Origin of the sequence: Rhodococcus sp. BH5, from assembly GCF_027583855.1 — a bacterium.
GTDB classification, from domain to species: Bacteria; Actinomycetota; Actinomycetes; order Mycobacteriales; family Mycobacteriaceae; genus Rhodococcus_F; species Rhodococcus_F qingshengii.
Genome location: NZ_JAJHVW010000004.1, coordinates 366,244 through 384,363 on the forward strand (window position 1 = coordinate 366,244; position 18,120 = coordinate 384,363).

At 63.9% G+C, this 18,120-nt stretch carries 16 protein-coding genes and 1 riboswitch; of the genes, 10 read left to right on the forward strand and 6 right to left on the reverse strand.

The genetic code is table 11. The annotated features are described in order from the left end of the window. The first annotated feature begins 71 nt into the window (after positions 1-71). The gene (locus RhoBH5_RS13380) at positions 72-1,934 is read left to right on the forward strand and encodes a DUF2339 domain-containing protein (RefSeq protein WP_270008402.1); all 1,863 of its coding nucleotides are present in this window, start codon (positions 72-74) and stop codon (positions 1,932-1,934) included. Here the strand turns inward: RhoBH5_RS13380 and RhoBH5_RS13385 are convergent. The 3 genes from RhoBH5_RS13385 to trmB are packed head-to-tail and all read right to left on the reverse strand — an operon-like array spanning position 1,909 to position 6,321. Then, positions 1,909-4,848 (reverse strand): MMPL family transporter, encoded by a 2,940-nt coding sequence (locus RhoBH5_RS13385; protein WP_007734492.1) that lies wholly within the window; start codon positions 4,846-4,848, stop codon positions 1,909-1,911. The two genes, RhoBH5_RS13380 and RhoBH5_RS13385, sit on opposite strands and share 26 nt — an antisense overlap. A 10-nt stretch (positions 4,849-4,858) precedes the next feature. After that, entirely contained in the window at positions 4,859-5,566 is a 708-nt protein-coding gene (locus RhoBH5_RS13390) for an NYN domain-containing protein (RefSeq protein WP_003945733.1), read from the reverse strand. After that, a complete protein-coding gene (gene trmB, locus RhoBH5_RS13395; RefSeq protein ID WP_270008403.1) occupies positions 5,563-6,321 on the reverse strand; it encodes a tRNA (guanosine(46)-N7)-methyltransferase TrmB in 759 nt (252 codons plus the stop codon). Before trmB ends, RhoBH5_RS13390 begins: the two co-directional genes overlap by 4 nt. Before the next feature lie 199 nt (positions 6,322-6,520). Here trmB and RhoBH5_RS13400 point away from each other — a divergent pair, with 199 nt between their 5' ends. The 6 genes from RhoBH5_RS13400 (at position 6,521) to epsC (ending at position 13,031) form a co-directional block, all read left to right on the forward strand. Next, entirely contained in the window at positions 6,521-7,417 is an 897-nt protein-coding gene (locus RhoBH5_RS13400; RefSeq protein WP_007734494.1) for a GTPase domain-containing protein, read from the forward strand. A gap of 181 nt (positions 7,418-7,598) precedes the next feature. After that, on the forward strand, positions 7,599-8,750 hold the full coding sequence (locus RhoBH5_RS13405; protein WP_231915004.1) for a hypothetical protein: 1,152 nt from the start codon (positions 7,599-7,601) through the stop codon (positions 8,748-8,750). Positions 8,751-8,884: 134 nt separating this feature from the next. Continuing rightward, positions 8,885-9,223 carry a DUF6802 family protein gene (locus RhoBH5_RS13410; RefSeq protein ID WP_058039155.1) on the forward strand — a complete coding sequence of 113 codons (339 nt, stop codon included), beginning with the start codon at positions 8,885-8,887 and terminating at the stop codon, positions 9,221-9,223. A 277-nt stretch (positions 9,224-9,500) separates the two neighbouring features. Beyond that, the gene (locus RhoBH5_RS13415; RefSeq protein WP_003945806.1) at positions 9,501-11,330 is read left to right on the forward strand and encodes a phosphoenolpyruvate carboxykinase (GTP); all 1,830 of its coding nucleotides are present in this window, start codon (positions 9,501-9,503) and stop codon (positions 11,328-11,330) included. A gap of 181 nt (positions 11,331-11,511) precedes the next feature. Further along, entirely contained in the window at positions 11,512-12,447 is a 936-nt protein-coding gene (cysK, locus tag RhoBH5_RS13420) for a cysteine synthase A (protein ID WP_003945916.1), read from the forward strand. Positions 12,448-12,452: 5 nt separating this feature from the next. Next, entirely contained in the window at positions 12,453-13,031 is a 579-nt protein-coding gene (epsC, locus tag RhoBH5_RS13425; RefSeq protein ID WP_003945907.1) for a serine O-acetyltransferase EpsC, read from the forward strand. Positions 13,032-13,088: 57 nt separating this feature from the next. On the opposite strand, the gene RhoBH5_RS13430 is transcribed toward epsC, so the two are convergent. From RhoBH5_RS13430 to RhoBH5_RS13440, 3 genes are read right to left on the reverse strand one after another with little or no spacing between them, the layout of a single operon-like run. Then, entirely contained in the window at positions 13,089-13,391 is a 303-nt protein-coding gene (locus tag RhoBH5_RS13430) for a hypothetical protein (RefSeq protein ID WP_063314961.1), read from the reverse strand. A gap of 28 nt (positions 13,392-13,419) precedes the next feature. After that, complete coding sequence (locus tag RhoBH5_RS13435; protein WP_042452614.1) at positions 13,420-14,367, reverse strand: cation diffusion facilitator family transporter; 948 nt, start codon at positions 14,365-14,367, stop codon at positions 13,420-13,422. A 10-nt stretch (positions 14,368-14,377) separates the two neighbouring features. Beyond that, positions 14,378-15,316: an alpha/beta hydrolase gene (locus RhoBH5_RS13440; RefSeq protein ID WP_161120897.1), complete on the reverse strand. Its 939-nt coding sequence runs from the start codon at positions 15,314-15,316 to the stop codon at positions 14,378-14,380. A gap of 52 nt (positions 15,317-15,368) precedes the next feature. Here RhoBH5_RS13440 and RhoBH5_RS13445 point away from each other — a divergent pair, with 52 nt between their 5' ends. The 3 genes from RhoBH5_RS13445 to RhoBH5_RS13455 all read left to right on the forward strand — a co-directional run bounded on the left by RhoBH5_RS13445 (position 15,369) and on the right by RhoBH5_RS13455 (position 18,069). Further along, positions 15,369-15,977 (forward strand): TetR/AcrR family transcriptional regulator, encoded by a 609-nt coding sequence (locus RhoBH5_RS13445; RefSeq protein WP_270008404.1) that lies wholly within the window; start codon positions 15,369-15,371, stop codon positions 15,975-15,977. Between the two features lie 16 nt (positions 15,978-15,993). Continuing rightward, positions 15,994-16,129: riboswitch (cobalamin riboswitch) on the forward strand. A gap of 117 nt (positions 16,130-16,246) precedes the next feature. Then, on the forward strand, positions 16,247-17,254 hold the full coding sequence (locus RhoBH5_RS13450; protein WP_047269567.1) for a FecCD family ABC transporter permease: 1,008 nt from the start codon (positions 16,247-16,249) through the stop codon (positions 17,252-17,254). After that, complete coding sequence (locus tag RhoBH5_RS13455) at positions 17,251-18,069, forward strand: ABC transporter ATP-binding protein (protein ID WP_270008405.1); 819 nt, start codon at positions 17,251-17,253, stop codon at positions 18,067-18,069. The genes RhoBH5_RS13450 and RhoBH5_RS13455 overlap by 4 nt, the downstream gene beginning before the upstream one ends. Positions 18,070-18,120: the final 51 nt, after the last annotated feature.

Below are 18,120 nucleotides of genomic sequence, written 5' to 3' on the forward strand. Positions count from 1 at the left end.
CGAGAAGTCCTCAGGCTGATCGAGTAGTACTACTCATCTGATCGGTTCGGCCACGCAGCAAGCTCGAAGCCATGACCACACCGAGCTTTTCCGCCGTCGATCCGCGACTGGTGACCGCCCTCTCGGCCGAGTGCGACAGCATCGGCCGGCAGTTGCGTCACATGGGCCAGAACCTGTCGATCCTGCAGACTCAGCTGTCCTCGGCTACTGCGACCCCGCCCATGCCGGTAGTTCCGGCACCCGCATCTCCGGCGCCACAGGTGCCGCAGGTGCCTCCAATGCGTCCTCAGCAGAGCGTGCCCGCGTGGCAGCCGCCGACGTATCCGGTTGCGGCACCTCGCCAGCCCTGGTGGCAACGCGACGGTGTCATCAGTCGACTCCTGGCCGCGGCCGGTGTTGCCGTCACACTGATCGGAGTCGTGATGCTGCTGGTACTTGCAGCGCAGGCCGGATTCTTCGGACCTCCGCTGCGGGTGCTCGGCGGTGCGCTCCTTTCCGGCGCCTTGGTGTTTGCCGGGGTGCGGGTCCACGGACGGCCAGGGGGCAAAGTGGGGGCAATTGCCCTGGCTGCCACAGGTTTTGCAGGGATGTATCTCGATGTCGTCGCAGCCTCCGTTCTCTACGGTTGGGTGACGACGCCGCTCGCGGTGGTGATTGCCTTCGGAATCGCCGCAGCCGGCGTTGCCCTCGCCGTGAAGTGGGATTCCGAATCGCTGGCGCTCATGATCGTTCTGGGAGCAGCGCTGCTGGCTCCCGTGTTGACGTCGGGAATATCGTTGACCCTCATCGGTTTCCTCTTCGCGATCCAGTCGGCGACATTCTCCGCCCAGCTCGGTCGTGACTGGAAGTACCTGGGCATGGCGCGCACCGTACCGGTGGTTCTCGCACTGCTCGCAGCGATAGCGTCGGAGTCCATCTTTGACGAATCCGGTAACAGTGCAGTGCAATTGGTGGTCAGTGCCGGCGTGGTTGCAATCGTGGGGGCCGGCTGCGCGATGGTTATGCAGTGGACGGGTTCGCCCTCGCGTGACGGCATTGCAGGGGCGTGGTCCACCGCTACCTTTGTCGTCTCGTCCCTTCCGCTGATGAGCGTCGGAGCCGTGCTCGGGCGCACCGAATCCGCAGTGCTGTACGGAATTGCTGCGGCACTACTTCTTTCGGCTGCAGCGGCGGCCAAGCCTTTGCCGACGCAACTGCGATTCGGACTGGGCGCAACCGGCGCCCTCGCATTGTTGCTCTGCTGCTTCTCCGGGGCGACTGAATCTCTGGTCGTACCGCTGATCCTCACGGTCGGAATGATCTTCCTCGGAGTCTCGCTGTATGCGGGTTCGCGCTTCGTCTTCGCACTCGGAACCGCCTTTGCGGCAATCGGATCGATCGGATACCTCACGACGGTTCCGCCGGAAGCGTTGACGACCGCTCGCGCCGCGTCCAGGCAACTCGGTGCGATCACGGCACTCTCGAGCCTGACGGCGATAGGCGCGCTGGTGATGCTGGTCTGGGCGATTCACCGACTGAAGTTGATCGCCGATTCGAATGCAGCGGTTCTATGGGCGGCCGCAGGGTTCGGTGTCCTCTACGCGGTGACGTGCGCGCTCGTCTCATCCGGCGTCGAAATTTTCGACAGTGCAACCGGTTTCGTTGCCGGGCACAGCGTTGCAACCATCGTGTGGATGCTTGCCGCCACGTCAGCGCTGGTGCTCGGATTGAACAACCGCCAGCACGCTCGCGTCTTGCTCGGAGCCGGGCTTGCTCTCACCAGTGCGGCCGTGGCAAAGCTGTTCCTCTTCGACCTGGCCACACTCAGTGGGCTGGTGCGCAGCGTTGCCTTCCTGGTGGTCGGCTTGCTGCTCCTGCTGGTCGGGACACGTTATGCACGAGCCTTCGCCAAGCAGGAGCAGGAGCAGGTCAGCTTCGCTTCTGGCGAGCGATGAGCTCGCTCACGCTGATGGCGCCTGCGTCGTCAGGCCGGTGCCTGCCGGTGGCGTTGTCGTCGCCGTCAGGGGTGGCGTCCGAGACTCGGGGCTCGTTGGTAGGCGAAGGCGAATCCGTGAAAACCCCGTTACGACGCTCCGGAGCGGTCGGTGGAGGCGGCGACTGGGGGGTCGCCTCCACCGAGGTCGGGGCTGAACCGTTTGTTGCAGAGCCGTTGGTAGCACCGTTTGCGGAGCCGTTCCGGCTCGCGCCGTTGGAGCCTGAACTGCTGCTGGCAGCACCGTTGGTCGCCGAACCGTTTGTCCGCGAAGGCGTCCGGACCACCGGCAGTGGACGTGAGGCCGGGGGAGTCTGTTCCCGGGCCCGCAGGTCCGACAACCAACTCTCGATGGGACGCTCGGCCGGCGCAGCGGGCGTGGGGTTTCTGCGCTTGTCGCTGGCATTCGGTTGCGGCCGGTACGAGGGATTGGGTACAGGTGCCTCGATCAGGTTCTGGGGGGCGCTGGCTGCACTCCCGATATCGAGACGACGTCGCGGTGCCGGCTTCTCCGCGGCGGGAGCCTCCGTGTTGGGTGCCTTGATCGCCATTTCGCTGAGCGGAATGGGCTCGGTGAGAGGATCGGGAACGCGAGGTCCGCTTTCCGGCTGTGCAGCCGGGGCAGGCGGCGGCATGACCCGCGAGGCCGCTTCGATCTTACGCGGCTGCCCCGGTCCGGCGATCGCACCGACAGGCGCGATCTGCGGGACGTTCGCGAGTACCAGCTCGTTGTCGAGGATCGGCTCGCCCAGCCCGATCTTCTGCTGGATCCGCTTCATCCAGGCCGGAGCCCACCAGCAGTCGTCGCCGAGCAGTTTCATGGTCGCGGGGACCAGGAACATTCGGATGAGAGTCGCGTCGATGATCAGCGCGGAGATCATGCCGTAGGAGATGTATTTCATCATCACCAGATCGGACAGGCCGAATGCGCCGGTGACCACGATCAGAATCAGTGCGGCAGCGGTGATGATCCGGCCGGTATGTGCCGTGCCGATACGGATGGATTCGGTAGTACTCGCGCCCTGCGCGCGCGCTTCGACCATGCGGGAGAGCAGGAACACTTCGTAGTCGGTCGACAGGCCGTAGACGATCGCGATGATCAACACCAGGACGGGAGACATGATCGGCCCCGGTGTGAAGTTCAACAGACCGGAACCGTGCCCGTCGATGAAGATCCAGGTCAAGATTCCGAGCGTCGAACCCAGTCCGAGCGCGCTCATCAATGCGGCCTTGATGGGCAGGACGAGCGAGCCGAACGTCAAGAACATCAGCAAGGTCGTCAGCAGGATGACGGATACGACCATCAGCGGCAGACGATCGAGCAATGCGTCGACGCTGTCCTGCTCGATGGCCGGAGTACCGCCGACCAGCACAGTTGTGCCCTCGGGCCAGTCCGCGGACCGCAGATAGTCGATGGTGGGACGTGCCTCGTTCCGCTCCGTCAGACCGGCCTTGAGGACGTTGACGCCGTCCTTCGTCGCAACCTCCGGGGTGAACTTCTCGACCAGACCCGGCGCAGCATTTGCGGTCTTGGAAATCTGACCGAGAGTGGTGTTGTCGGCTCCCTCGATGACGAGTCGAACGGGCTCGGTGCGATTGCCCGGGAAGAGTTCGTCGAACTGCGCCTGCGCGACACGCGTGGGGCTGTCCGGGGGCAGGTACGTCTCGTTGATACCGCCGAACTTGATGCCCGTCAGCGGAATGATCATCAGCAGTAGAGCCGCGACGATCGGGACCGCGACCTTGAGCGGATGCTGCATGACCCAGCGGGTGAGCTTGCCCCAGAAACCGTTCTCGATTTCCTCGTTGGTCTTGGTCTGGCGCAGCTTCTTGAAGGTCAGCGCGTCGATCCGCTTGCCGAGAATGCCGAGAATCGCGGGAAGAATCGTGATGGACGAGATCGCGGCAAGCATGACGGCAGCAATGGCGCCGTAAGCCACCGATTTGAGGAAGCCTTGCGGGAACAACAGCAGACCGCCGAGGCTGACGGCAACCATGGTCGCCGAGAACATGACCGTTCTACCCGCCGTCATGACCGTTCGGCGTACTGCGGTCGGGGTGTCGTACCCCTCGGCTATCTCTTCTCGGAAACGGCTGACGATGAACAGTCCGTAGTCGATCGCGAGACCCAGACCGACCAGAGAGACCACGGGCGCAACAAACGCGTTGACCTCGGTGAAGTTGGTGATCAGTCGAATGATGCCGTTGGCGCCGATGACGGTCAGACCGCCGACGATCAACGGGAGGGCAGCAGCGACGACGCCACCGAAGACGAAGAACAGCAGGACACCGACAGCAGGAATCGCGAGCATTTCCATGCGCTTGATGTCGTTGGCCATCGTGTCGTTGAGCGAATTCGCGACAGGTTGCAGGCCGGCGAGTTGCACGTCGACGCCGTCGATGTAGAACTGCGACTCGACGTCGCGGAAGTTGTTGGACACCGCGGTGTCGTTGTCTCCGGCGATCGCGATGCTGGTGACCGCGTGTTGCTTGGTCTTGTCCGCCAGGGCCGCCACCGAGAGACCGTTGTCGACCTTGAAGTACGAGCCGTTGATCTTCATGATCTGGTCGGGGTTGTCGGCGACGAGTCGCTGCAGATTGTCGATGACCTTCGCTTGGAACTCGGGGTCGTCGACGGTCTTGCCCTCCGGCGCCGTGTACAGCGCCAGAACGTCACCCGTCGTGCTGCGTCCGAACGTGCCGTCAGCGAGTTTGGCAGCCTCTACCGATTCCGACCCCGGATCGTCCCAGCCGCTCTGGCTGAGATGATCCTGCAGGCTCAGGCCGTACGCAGCGAGCCCGAGGAGCCCCGCCACCATGACAGCGATGACGGTGAAGCGGGCTCGATAGACGATGCTTCCCCAGCTGGCGAACACTGATCAACTCCTACTCGGCAACACTTTTTCGCCCGATGAGCAGGGCAGAAAGCGGTCGGAACGGCTGCAACCAGGCGCCCTCGTCGGGCAGGGTGTCCAGGCTTACCCGTGGCAGAGGCTCACGGAAGACACCTGGGATGTCCTCGAGATCGACGAAGTCCAAGATATCGGACGACACAGCCCAGCTGGCGTGTTCACGGAACCCGAGAACCTGGACCGGGATACCGGTTGCTGCGATGTCCTCGAGAGGTTCGCGGAACGCTTGGCCGTCGGCGGACGCGACCATGATTCCGGCGAGGCCCTCGCCGTACCGGAGCGCGATGTGCTCGAGCATGTCCGAATCGACATCGCTGTCTTCATCGACCTTCGGCTTGGCGAACACCGCGAAACCCACGTTACGCAAGGCTTCGACCCAAGGACGAACGACGTCGGCGCTGCCGGACGCGATGTTGGTGAAGACGGTCGCTTCAGGCTCGAGCGTGCCGCTGTTCTGTGCGGACAGTTCGGCGGTGCGAGAGAGCAGCCAACGACCCAAAGCGTCGAATCGTGGCCGGTAGGCGGCGGTAGGCCGGCCACCGAGGATAGCGCCGAGGCCCATGTCGAGGTTAGGGGCGTCCCAGACCAGAAGCACCCGCTTGGGGTGGCGGGAGTCACGACCGAAGTCGAGAGGAGATTCCGACGACGTCACGTCGTCGGATAGCTGTTCGCTGACGCTCATGCTCTGATCTTCCCCCATATAAGCTCGGTGATTGCACTTCCGACCTTATGGGCTTTGTCCTCGAACTTGGTGACCGGACGCTCGTGGGTCATCGGAGACTCCCAGTCGAGTGCGGTCAGCAGCGGCTCGGCATTGCCGGCTTCTTCGATCCATTCGGCGTAATCGGCGTGATCGGTTGCCACGTGCAGGACTCCGCCGGGCTTGAGGCGGTTGGCGATCAGCGAGAACGTCGGCCCCTGCAGGAGGCGACGCTTGTGATGGCGGGCCTTGGGCCACGGATCCGGGAAGAACACCCGGACGCCCGTCAGGGACTCGGGGGCGACCATGTTCTCGAGTACGTCCATCGCGTCACCGCGCAGTACGCGGACGTTGGGAATTTCTTCGCGTTCGACCTGCTGGAGAAGCTGCGCGAGCCCGGGGCGGTACACCTCGATCGCGATCAGGTTCACGTGCGGTTCCGCCTTGGCCATTGCGGCCGTCGCGGTGCCGGTACCCGAACCGATCTCGATGATCAGGGGTGCTTCGCGTCCGAACCATGCGTTCGCGTCGAGCGGTGTGTCCGAGACGTCGGCGCCGATGAGCGGCCACTGACGGTCCCAAGCCTGCTGCTGTGCGTCGGTCAGCGCACCCCGGCGAGAGCGAAAGCTGGTCACTCTCGGATGGAGACGGGACCCCTTGGTGTGGTCCGTCTGCCCCGTGTCAGGGGTCTGCGGTGCATGCTGATCGGCTTCGTTCACGAACCCATTGTCACGCATGACCCCCGTTTAGCGCAGACGGGTCTGAAGTTTGAGTTGAGACTTTCCACGGAAAGTCCTGAAACCGTCGACTTCGGACTGTCGGCGAAAGGGCGGTGTCACCTGCCGTCCTTGCCGAGAACCTGACAGAATCTCACCGACACGATGGGGACGTGGGGTGGGGATGAACACAGGATTTGCATGCAGTAATTGGTCACGAATGTTGCCCGCAGAATCGATCGACGACGCCTGCGTGGAGCCGATCGATCAGTTGCGCGCTCTGGCATATCGGCTGACATCGATCGATTCGGGAGCCGCCGAGGCGGTTCACTCGGTGCTCGGATCGCTGACAGCGCCGCTCGAATTGGTGGTCGCCGGGCGAGCCGGGGTGGGGCGGTCGTCGTTGGCGCGGATCCTGGGGCGCGACGACCGGTTCTCGCGCAGAGTTGTCGGCGCACCGGTTGTGGTGACCGAGTCGAGGGCATTCGATGTCCCTGGAACGTCGAACCCCGATCTGGGTCGTCGTTGCGTTGTCTACGTGGTGGTCGACGCGGTCCGCGACGTCGACGGCCGAGCCATTGCTCGAGTTTCCGATCGTGTGGTCGTCGCTGCGAACAAGGCTGACTTGTTCGGTCCGCGCTGGGACGAGGCGCTGGGACGGGCGGCGGAAATCTCGGAGAACGTCGGCGTGCCCACGGTTCCGGTGGAGACACTGACCGGGCGCGGCGTCGAAGAGTTGTTCGCGGCTCTCGGACCTGTTCTGGAGGCGCAGTGGTGGGGCCGGGTCGAGCAGATCGGCCCGGCGCTGAGGCGATCTGCCTCGCGCAGCATTGCGGGCAGGGACGAGATCGAGTTGTATCTGAGTTCGGACTCCGCGGTGTTGTTCGGCGCTGCGGCGGCGATGATGAGCCCCGAAATTCGAGCCCTGCGTCAAGGCGAGCCTCCCGATCCTCGTACCGCTGACGACGCGGGCACGTGCAGCCGGTGGTGGGGCGAGCTCGTGGACGAGTCGGAACAGTGTCCGCAACAAAGGGTCTCACTGATTCGACGCGGGTATGTGCGTCGGTGGGCGCAGCTCGGAGGCGATCGCTCTGCCCCGGCGGTGACCGATGAATAGCGTTTCGGTACTTCCGGATTCGGTGCTGCGCGTGGTGCAGCGATGGAATCCGGCATCCGATCCGGGTCGCCAGGTCGCCGCCGAAACATGCAGGGGCACTCGCATTTACGTTGTCGGCCCACCGAGGTGTGGACGGGAAGACGTCGCCCGGATGTTCAATGCTTCTGATGACTGTTCGACAGTGACACGCGAGGTGGACGCCGACGTCGTACTTCTGGTCGTCGACGCCGCCAGTGTGATCGGACGCGAGGATCTCCTTCTCCTCGGCGACGCTGCGGCGAGCGGAACCCCGGTGGTGGTCGCGCTGACCCGCGTCGACGTCTATCGAGACTGGCAGGCGGTGCGCCGGCGTGATGCCGAGATTCTCGCTTCGCACTGCACCGCTTTTGCTCAGGCTCCGGTGGTCCCGATTGCGCCTGGTCAGGAGCAGTCACTCGTTGCGGTCGTGAGCCGGGCGGCACGGGAGAGGGAAGCAGGTGGTTCGGATTCCGGAGTCATCGCACAGACGCGCCGGATGATCGAGATGGAGATCCGGAATCTACGTGACGGTGTTCCTGGTGCCGAACTGCGGGCAGAGCGATCGCAGCTGCTCGCAGACCGTGACGGCCGGCGAGGCGAACGCCTGGTGCAGGTGCGAAGCCGACTGCAACGAGCGCGCGGGGATCTGTCACAACAAATCGCCGAGGCAACCCGGGCGACGGTCGCCGGGGCACGTGCCTGGGTCGACACGGCCTCGCGAGCCGAATTGGGCAGCGTGCCGACGCGACTGCAGCACGAGGTCGACCACCACACCCGGGTGTTCGACGCCGCGATGGCGGCAGCGGTGGAATCTGCGGGGACGAACGGATACATGCCTTCCCCGCAGATTCCGGAGGGCCTGCCGGGCCGTCAGCGCGGAAACGAGGACCGGGTGACAATTCTTGTCGGCGCGTCCGCGGGTCTCGGCCTCGGCCGTATCGCAGTGACTCCGCTGGAAATGATTCCGGCCTTGGAGTTCGCAAGTATCCCCGTGACGTTGATTCTGGGTGGCGCCGCGGCGTGGTGGTTGGCGCGAACTCGCGGGCTGACGGCCGATCGTGCCCACTCCAGGTCGTGGATCGTCGAATCGATGTCGGCGGTTCGCGCTCAGTGGGAGCAGCGAGTGCAGAGCGTGCTGCTCGAGGCCGAGGCGGATCTGGGAGCGGCGATCATGGCGGAGAGTCGCGAGCAGTTGGCGTCGGCGCAGGCTCGAATCGTGGAGATCGACGGTGAACTTCGTGAGCTCGCCGCGGCCAGATCGGGTCAGCTCGCGTCGTGCGAGCGCGACCTCGCCGTTTTGAACACCGCCTACTGATCATTTCGCGAGTGCAGAGTTCTCCACAGTGCGGCAATTTCGGCCACGACTGATCGTCGGGGTCTGGTAATACTGAGCGGACGGTTTCGGTAGGGGTTGCCGAAGCAGTAGGTCACCATCCAGTAGGGGGAGTAATGGAAGCATTTCTGATCACGGCCGGACACATCGACGGGCACGAAGCCGAAGCGCTCGATCCTGGGCGTATCGAGCCCGAGACCTTCGGGCCCGCGTCGGGACCGGTCGATGCCGGCGACCTGAACTTCGACGCCTTCGACTTGGACGGTGACGGAACGGTCGACAGCCGTGTCGTCCACTCCGACGACGCCGTCGTGATCGTGTCCGATTTCGATCGCGACGGTAGCGCCGATCGCCTCACGATGATCGACTCGGACGGCGACTACTCGGCCTGGGAATGCAGTCGAGACGACGAAGGCGCCCTCGTGTGGCAGAAAATCGATGCCGGAGCGCTCTGAAAAGCTTCCGTTTATGTGCTCTGAGCGCCGGGTAGGCACCTGAACACACCAACTGAATCGTTTCTGTGACATTTCTGACCGCACCCGATTACCTGCAGGTGAACAGCCAGCGTTAACCTCAATACATAGGACACCCGGCGTCCGTGAAATCCACGTGAGTGGATGACGCGGCTGGACCCCGTCGAGAGGGGGACACCGGGATCGACTGGTATCGGGGCGCTGCAGTTCGCATCCGGTGTCACGAGAACCCGGTTCCGGCTCACCCCAGGAGAGTTTGATGACCTCAGCGACCATTCCCGGTCTCAATGGAACTGACGGCACGCCCCCCACGCAGCACAAGGAACTGCTTGCATGGGTGCAAGAGGTTGCCGAACTCACCCAGCCTGATCGCGTCGTCTTCGCAGACGGCTCGGACGAAGAATGGGACCGACTGACAACGAAGTTGGTCGAGGCAGGAACCTTCACCCGCCTCAACGACGAGAAGAAGCCGAACTCTTTCCTCGGCAACTCCGATCCGTCCGATGTCGCGCGAGTCGAATCGCGTACGTACATCTGCTCGAAGGAAGAAATCGACGCAGGTCCCACCAACAACTGGATGGACCCGGCGGAGATGCGCACCCTCATGGGTGACCTGTACCGCGGTTGCATGCGTGGACGCACCATGTACGTCGTGCCGTTCTGCATGGGCCCCCTCGACGCCGAGGACCCGAAGCTGGGCGTCGAGCTCACCGATTCCGAGTACGTCGTCGTCTCCATGCGCGTCATGACCCGCATGGGCAGCAAGGTTCTCGACAAGCTCGGCACCGACGGGTTCTTCGTCAAGGCGCTGCACTCGCTGGGCGCTCCGCTGGCCGAAGGCCAGGAAGACGTCGCGTGGCCGTGCAACGACACCAAGTACATCACCCACTTCCCCGAGGATCGTGAGATCTGGAGCTTCGGTTCCGGCTACGGCGGAAACGCTCTCCTGGGCAAGAAGTGCTACTCGCTGCGTATCGCCTCGGCAATGGCGCACGACGAGGGCTGGCTGGCCGAGCACATGCTCATCCTCAAGCTCATCTCGCCCGAGGACAAGGCCTACTACATCGCGGCGGCATTCCCCTCCGCTTGTGGCAAGACCAACCTCGCGATGATCCAGCCGACCATCCCCGGGTGGCGCGCCGAGACCCTCGGTGACGACATCGCCTGGATGCGTTTCGGTGAGGACGGACAGCTGTACGCCGTCAACCCGGAATTCGGTTTCTTCGGCGTGGCTCCCGGCACCAACTGGTCCTCGAACCCCAACGCCATGCGCACCATCGACCAGGGCAACACGGTCTTCACCAACGTCGCTCTGACGGACGACGGTGACGTCTGGTGGGAAGGCCTCGAAGGCGACCCGCAGCACCTGATCGACTGGAAGGGCAACGAGTGGACGCCCGAGTCGGGCACCCATGCGGCTCATCCCAACTCGCGTTACTGCACCCCGATGTCGCAGTGCCCGATCATGGCTCCCGAGTGGGACGACCCGAAGGGCGTGCCGATCTCGGCAATCCTGTTCGGCGGACGCCGCAAGACGACGGTTCCGCTGGTCACCGAGGCTCGCGACTGGCAGCACGGCGTCTTCATGGGTGCAACGGTCGGCTCCGAGCAGACCGCAGCAGCCGAAGGCCAGGTCGGTACGGTTCGCCGCGATCCGATGGCAATGCTGCCGTTCCTCGGCTACAACGTCGGTGACTACTTCCAGCACTGGATCGACCTCGGCAAGTCCGCGGACGCGTCCAAGCTCCCCAAGGTCTTCTACGTCAACTGGTTCCGCCGCGGCGACGACGGACGCTTCCTGTGGCCAGGCTTCGGCGAGAACTCCCGCGTCCTGAAGTGGATCGTCGAGCGTATCGAGCACAAGGCTGCCGGTATCGACACCCCGATCGGCGTCGTTCCCACCGGATCGGCACTCGACATCGAAGGCCTGGACGTGTCGGACGCCGACATCACCGAGGCTCTCGCGGTCAACATCGACGAGTGGAAGGCCGAGATCCCGCTCATCGAAGAGTGGTTCGACTTCGTCGGCGAGAAGCTGCCGACCGGCATTCGCGACGAGTTCGAAGCTCTGAAGCAGCGGTTGGCCTGATAAACCGCCCCCGTATGTAGTGGCCTGATGCCGCATTGGTTCAATTTGATGAACCGATGCGGCATCGGTCGTCTGTATGCCCTTGCCTGTAGCCGTTAAGCAGTTCAGCCGTTATGCAGTTCAGCCGTAAAGCAGTGATCAGCGAGCGGGTCGACACACTCGATCCTCAGGAGGACCAGATATGAGCGGGATCTACAACAACGTGACCGAATTGGTCGGGCGCACCCCGATCGTGCGGCTCAACCGTCTGACCGAGGGCCTGGACGCACAGGTCGCCGTCAAGCTCGAGTTCTACAACCCGGCCAACAGCGTCAAGGACCGGATCGGCGTGGCGATCATCGACGCCGCCGAGAAGTCCGGAGCACTCAAGCCCGGTGGCACGATCGTCGAGGGAACCAGCGGTAACACGGGTATCGCACTCGCCATGGTCGGTGCTGCTCGTGGCTACAAGGTCATCCTGACCATGCCCGAGACCATGTCCACCGAGCGTCGCGTGATGCTGCGTGCTTACGGCGCCGAGATCGTGCTGACCCCGGGATCCGAGGGCATGGCCGGTGCGGTCGCCAAGGCCAAGGAAATCGTCGAGCAGACCGAGAACGCTGTCTCGGCCAGCCAGTTCGCGAACCCGGCCAACCCGGCCATCCACGAGGCAACGACGGGCGAAGAGGTCTGGGCCGACACCGACGGCGCCGTCGACATCTTCGTGTCCGGCATCGGCACCGGCGGCACCATCACCGGCGTCGGACGCACCCTTCGCAAGTACAAGCCCGAGGTCAAGATCGTGGGCGTCGAGCCCATCGACTCGCCGATCCTCAACGGTGGCCAGCCCGGCCCCCACAAGATCCAGGGAATCGGCGCGAACTTCGTGCCCGACGTCCTCGATCGCGAGATCTACGACGAGATCATCGACGTCTCGTTCCCCGATTCCATCGAGGTCGCTCGCGCACTCGGCACCAAGGAAGGCATCCTGGGCGGCATCTCGTCCGGCGCCATCGTCTGGGCAGCACTCGAGTTGGCGAAGCGTCCGGAAAACGCCGGCAAGCTGATCGTGGCTGTCGTGTGCGACTTCGGCGAGCGTTACATCTCCACCCCGCTGTTCGAACACATCCGGGACTGAGACTTGTGAGTATCCTCGGGACAATTCGCGAGGACCTGCAGGCTGCGCGCGGTCAGGATCCTGCCGCGCGCAGCAATGTGGAGAACGCGCTCGTTTATTCAGGGCTGCATGCTATTTGGGCGCATCGGGTTGCACATCGCATGTGGGCCGTCCCTGCGCTACGCGGCCCGGCGCGAGTGCTCTCGCAGCTGACACGCTTCGTCACCGGCATCGAGATTCATCCCGGTGCCACCATCGGTCGGCGGTTTTTCATCGATCACGGCATGGGCGTCGTGATCGGGGAGACGGCCGAGGTCGGTAACGACGTGATGCTCTATCACGGCGTCACTCTCGGTGGTCGCTCACTCGAGCAGGTCAAGCGTCACCCGACGCTGGGAGACCGGGTCACCGTCGGCGCTGGTGCCAAGATCCTCGGACCTGTCGTCATCGGTGAAGGTAGCGCTATCGGCGCCAATGCCGTTGTCACCAGAGATGTTCCGGCCGAATCCATCGCGACGGGTATCCCGGCGGTGGCGCGGCCACGGACCACCAAGGAAAAACTGGTGGACCCGAACAGTTACATCGACCCTGCGATGTACATCTGAACGTATTCCTCGGATGGCCACCCCTCGTGTAGACGGCGGGTGGCCATCGGCGTCTGTTCAGGCTCGCGTCAGGTGCCACCCGCGACGTCCCAGTACGACGGCCGTCGCAGCGCCCAATGCTGCTCCGATCAAGGGATAGCAGGCCAGGACGAGCCAGCGCGGTCCGTCTAAGGGTTCGTAGGCGGTGGCTATTGTCGACTCGTAGTCCCGAGCCATCTGCACGTCCCGGAACGGTACGTAGGAACCCTGATAGACGATGGTCTCGTCAGGGCTGGTCATCACGTCGATCAGACTGCCCACCAGGGGAATTCCCCCGACTACAAATCCCAGAACCGCCAGAATCACGATCAGTGTGCGCATCGCCCGAGCCTATCGCCCGGCCGGAAGTTCAGACTGTGATCGACGGTTCTTCGGGGGTCGAGAGGGTCAGGATCGCCCGCACGACACGTGGGCTCTGCTCGAGTGAGCGCTCGAGTTCGCGCAACGTGTGGGCCACACGGGATTCCGCGTAGTCACCGACCAGGTCGACGCTGGCCACCAGGTAGACCTGTCGCGGCCCGAGGTATTCCATACGCAGGAACGTGATTCGGTTGATCTCGGGCAGTTGGGTGAGAGCTTCGACGGCTGCTGCCCGCAGCGTCGGTGAGGCCTCTTCGCCGACCAGGAAGCGGCGGTTCCGATCTATCAGAATGATTGCGATGACCCCGAGGAGAATGCCGACGAAGATGGAGCCGAGGGCGTCGGGGATCGGCGAACCGGTGACCTGGTGCAACAGAACACCGACGAACGCGATGACCAAACCGATAAGTGCCGCAGCATCTTCGGCGAACACGGCCCGAGTCGTCGGGTCGGATGTGTTGAGTGCCTGGGTCATGACGTCGCGGTTCACGGCGGACGCTTCGTTTCGGAGTTGTTTGTACGCCTGCCGGAACGAGATGCCTTCGAGGATGAACGAGACGCCGAGGACGGCGTAGGCGACACCGAAGTCGGACGCCGGTTCGGAATGGAACAGTTCCTGGATGCCATGGGTGATCGAGACACCCGCGCCGAGTGCAAACAGTCCGAGGGCGGCGAACATCGACCAGATGTAGGCCTCCCGGCCGTAGCCGAGTGGCTGGTCTCGGTCGGGAACCCTTTTCGAGCGGCGGTTCGCGATCAGCAGCAGCACTTCGTTGCCGGTATCGGCCCAGGAGTGGGTGGCCTCTGCGACCATCGATGCAGATCCGGTGACGATGGCGGCCGCCGTCTTGGCACCGGCGATCAGCGCGTTCGCCGCAAACGCCAGTACGACCGTCGTGGTGCTCTCGTCGGCCGATGCTTCCGTTTCGGTGCTCACGATTCTCAGGCTAGGCGGGTGACGACGGTTTCGTGCGGTGACGCTCGGCGACGGAGTGCAGCAGTGTGGCGACGGCGTCGTGGAACTGCGTCAGGCCCGGCTCTTCGACGGGAAAGTGCCCGCACCCGTCCAGCATCACGAATTCGGTGGGTGCGTTGATGCGGCGGAGGAACTGCAGGCTCAGTTCGGGTGGCGTCCATCGGTCGTCGGCCGGGTGGGTGAGCAGAACGGGCGTCGTCCGAAATGCTTCGGGTGCGGTGTGCTCGAACGAGAAGTAGCTGCTGAGGAATCCGAGTGGCAACCGAACACCGCCACCGCGCGGATCGGTTGCGCACAGCGTTGCGAGCTCCCGATTGCTGCTCATGTTCGCCACGTCGGCGACCCAACGGATGGGCACGCGGATACGGCCCACCAGTCGTTCGGTGCGCCGCATCAGGGGAGTGCCGTAGACACCCATCGGGCCGAACCGCGCCGCGGCAGCTCTGGCCGATGGATCCGAGGGATCGAGCAGGCAGGTAGCGACGACGGCGTCGGCCAGACCGGTCCGCGCGGCTACCTCGTAGGCCAGCAGACCGCCGATGCTGGCTCCCAACAACACCAGCGGCCGATCGTCGGCTGCCTTCTCGGCCCGGACGAGATCGCAGAGGAGATCGACCCACTGCTCGTACCGGACGCCGGCGGGATCGGCTACGACGGTGTCGCCGTACAGCGGAAGGTCAGGGAAGAGGACTTCGGCTCCGAGTTTCACGCCGATCCCGGCGAACGGCCACAACGCGCCCGAGTAGCCGCCGGCGCCGTGGATGCCGAGAACACGAACCGGCGCGTCTGGAACCACGGCCCGTGCGACGTGGACGGTGTTGCCGTTCCACTCCCACCACGTCGGGGTCGGCGCCGGCATGTGGTCGGTGTACCGGTCGGGCATAAACTTCGAGTAATCGGCGCTGGTCACCTACACAATTCTCGGTATCGGCGTCGCGGCTGACAACTCGCATCGGAGGACCGTGTCGACTCGGCGGAAAAGGCCCTCCCAGCAGCGCTCGAGGGCTACCTACGACGCGATCCTGGAGGCAGCTACTCGCGTTTTCGCTTCGGAAGCCATGGCAGCGACCACCAACCGAATCGCTGACGAAGCAGGGGTGTCGGTGGGCTCGCTCTACCAGTATTTCAGCGACAAGTACGAGATCCTTGCGGAGTTGGCGAACCGTCACGTGAGTGCTGCGCGGGAGAGTTTTGCGCTCTGCCTTGCCGACATCGTCGAGCGCGAACTCTCCCTGGACGAGGCCGTGAGGATGTTGGTGGAGTGCGCGGTCGAAGTGAACAGTAAGCCGCGAGAGTTCTTCCACCTGCTCTACGATCAGGTTCCACGTACGCGTGAGCTCATCGAGCAGGTCGAAGGAATGAATCGTCAACTGGTACTCGGCTTTTCGGAGTACCTCCAGAGCTACGGTTTCATTGCGGAGGATGCGTTGTTGACGTCGCGGCTGACCGTGACTGCCGTGGACAGTCAGGTGCATCGGGTTGTGCTGGAATCGGATTCACCCGAAGAACTTCGAGTGCGAACGGAAGCCGTCGTGCGGCAGGCGAGATCGATGATCGCGTCGGAATCCTGATCCGGTGTGCGGAATGGTGACCGCAGTCCGTTATGGTTCTGACGTCATCATCGAGGTAATGGGAAGTCGGTGCAATTCCGGCGCGGTCCCGCCACTGTGAGGTCGTCCCTGCGTCGACCGTAGCCAGATACCACCCTCGTTGACGTTGTGTCATGCCACGAGGATGGATCGGTCACACCATGAATGCTGTTGGCGGAGCTCTGTCTCCACCTACCCACCTGCCTTCGCCGAAGGCTGGTGCGCCTCGAGGACGGCTCAGTCCGGGTATCGTGCTGCCCGCTCTGCTGGTCGTCACCGTGCTCTCTGCTGTGTGCGCGTTGGCATTCGGATCCGAGATGCTCCCCGTGTCCACTGTGGTGGACGTGGTGCACTCGCGCTTCGGAGGCCCACCCGTCACGCGTTCCGAACTTGCGATTGTGTGGGGGATCAGAGCACCTCGGGTACTGCTCGGTCTGGCCGTCGGCGCTGGTCTTGCCGTCGCCGGCGCGGTGGTGCAAACCCTCGTCCGTAACGCTCTCGCCGATCCCCACCTGCTGGGAGTGTCGTCCGGCGCGAGTGTCGGTGCCACCGCCGTCATCACCACCGGACTGTTCGCCGGCGCGGGAGTGTGGGCGCTCAGTTTCGGCGCGATGATCGGGGCGCTGGGAGCTGCGATTCTCGTCTTCACCATCGCGACGCTGCAAGGCGGTATCACTCCACTGCGATTGGTTCTGACCGGCACCGTTACCGCATCCGCCTTGTCGGCGATCGCGAGTTTTCTGGTGCTGCGTACCAATGATTCCCAGGCCGCGCAGTCCGTATTGTTCTGGCTCCTGGGAAGTTTGGCCGGGGCATCCTGGGACAAGTTGTGGGCGCCGGTCATCGTTGTGTTCCTGCTCACGGCAGCGGTGTTCGCGCTGCACGGTTGGCTGGACGCGCTGGCGGCCGGACCGGACGTCGCGGCTTCGCTCGGTATTCCCGTCCGAACCCTGCGAAACGTGCTGTTCGGCGTGCTGGCAGCGTTGGTCGGCACGATGGTTGCAGTGTCCGGCGCGATTGCCTTCGTAGGCTTGGTCATACCGCACGTCACACGCATGCTCGTCGGAGCCAGACATCGAGTGGTGTTACCGGCGGCAGCACTGATCGGCGCGTCCTTCCTGGTGTGGGTCGACGTCGTGGCGCGGACCTCGTTGCGGCCGACCGAGATCCCGCTGAGCGTGGTGACCGGGGTGATCGGGGCCCCGCTGTTTCTCCTGCTTCTCGGCCGTCGGCGCTACCGATTCGGTGGCAGTTCGTGAGCGCCCGAGCCCTGGCGCTGACCGCGTCCGGAGTAGTTGTCCGCATCGACCGTCGAACCATCGTCAAAGGCGTCGACATCGCGGCCGACGCCGGTGCAGTAGTCGGCGTCGTCGGTCCGAACGGATCGGGCAAGTCGACGTTCTTGCGTGCTCTCGCGGGTCTCGGGCCGATCGCCGGCGGTGACATTCGTGTCGGCGGCGACTCCGTGCACGCGATGTCCGCGCGGTCGAGGGCCAAAGCCACTTCCTTTGTGGCGCAGGAAGAGCAGAGTCCCGCCGATTTGTTGGTTCACGAGTACGTGAGTCTGGGCCGCACGCCACATGCAAAGCCCTGGAGCGTCGGTGGAAAGCACGAGAATGCCGTCGTCGATCGTGCTCTGGGCGAGGTCGGAATGATCGAGCACCGGTTCTCTTCGATGGACACGCTTTCCGGCGGTGAGCGCCGGCGGGTGTTTCTCGCCCGAGGTCTCGCGCAGGACGCCGGTGTGCTCATCCTCGACGAGCCGACCAATCATCTCGACATCCGGCATCAACTCGAACTGCTCGATCTGGTCCGGTCGTTGGACCGGACGGTGATCATGGCACTGCACGACCTCGATTTGGCTGCGGCAGTGTGCGATCGGGTGCTCGTGCTCGCGGATGGAGTGGCCAGGGCGTTCGGACATCCATCCGACGTACTCACCACCTCGGTGGTGGCAACTGTCTTCGGCGTCGAGACTTTCGAGCTCGTGAACCCCGCGACAGGCCGTTCACACCTCGTATTCGAATCACGAAATTCTCAACTACAACAATCATTTTCGGAGAGTGCACTTTGATACAGGTCAAGACTCGAGCGTCGTTCGGTGCGGTTGTAGCCGCGACAGCGT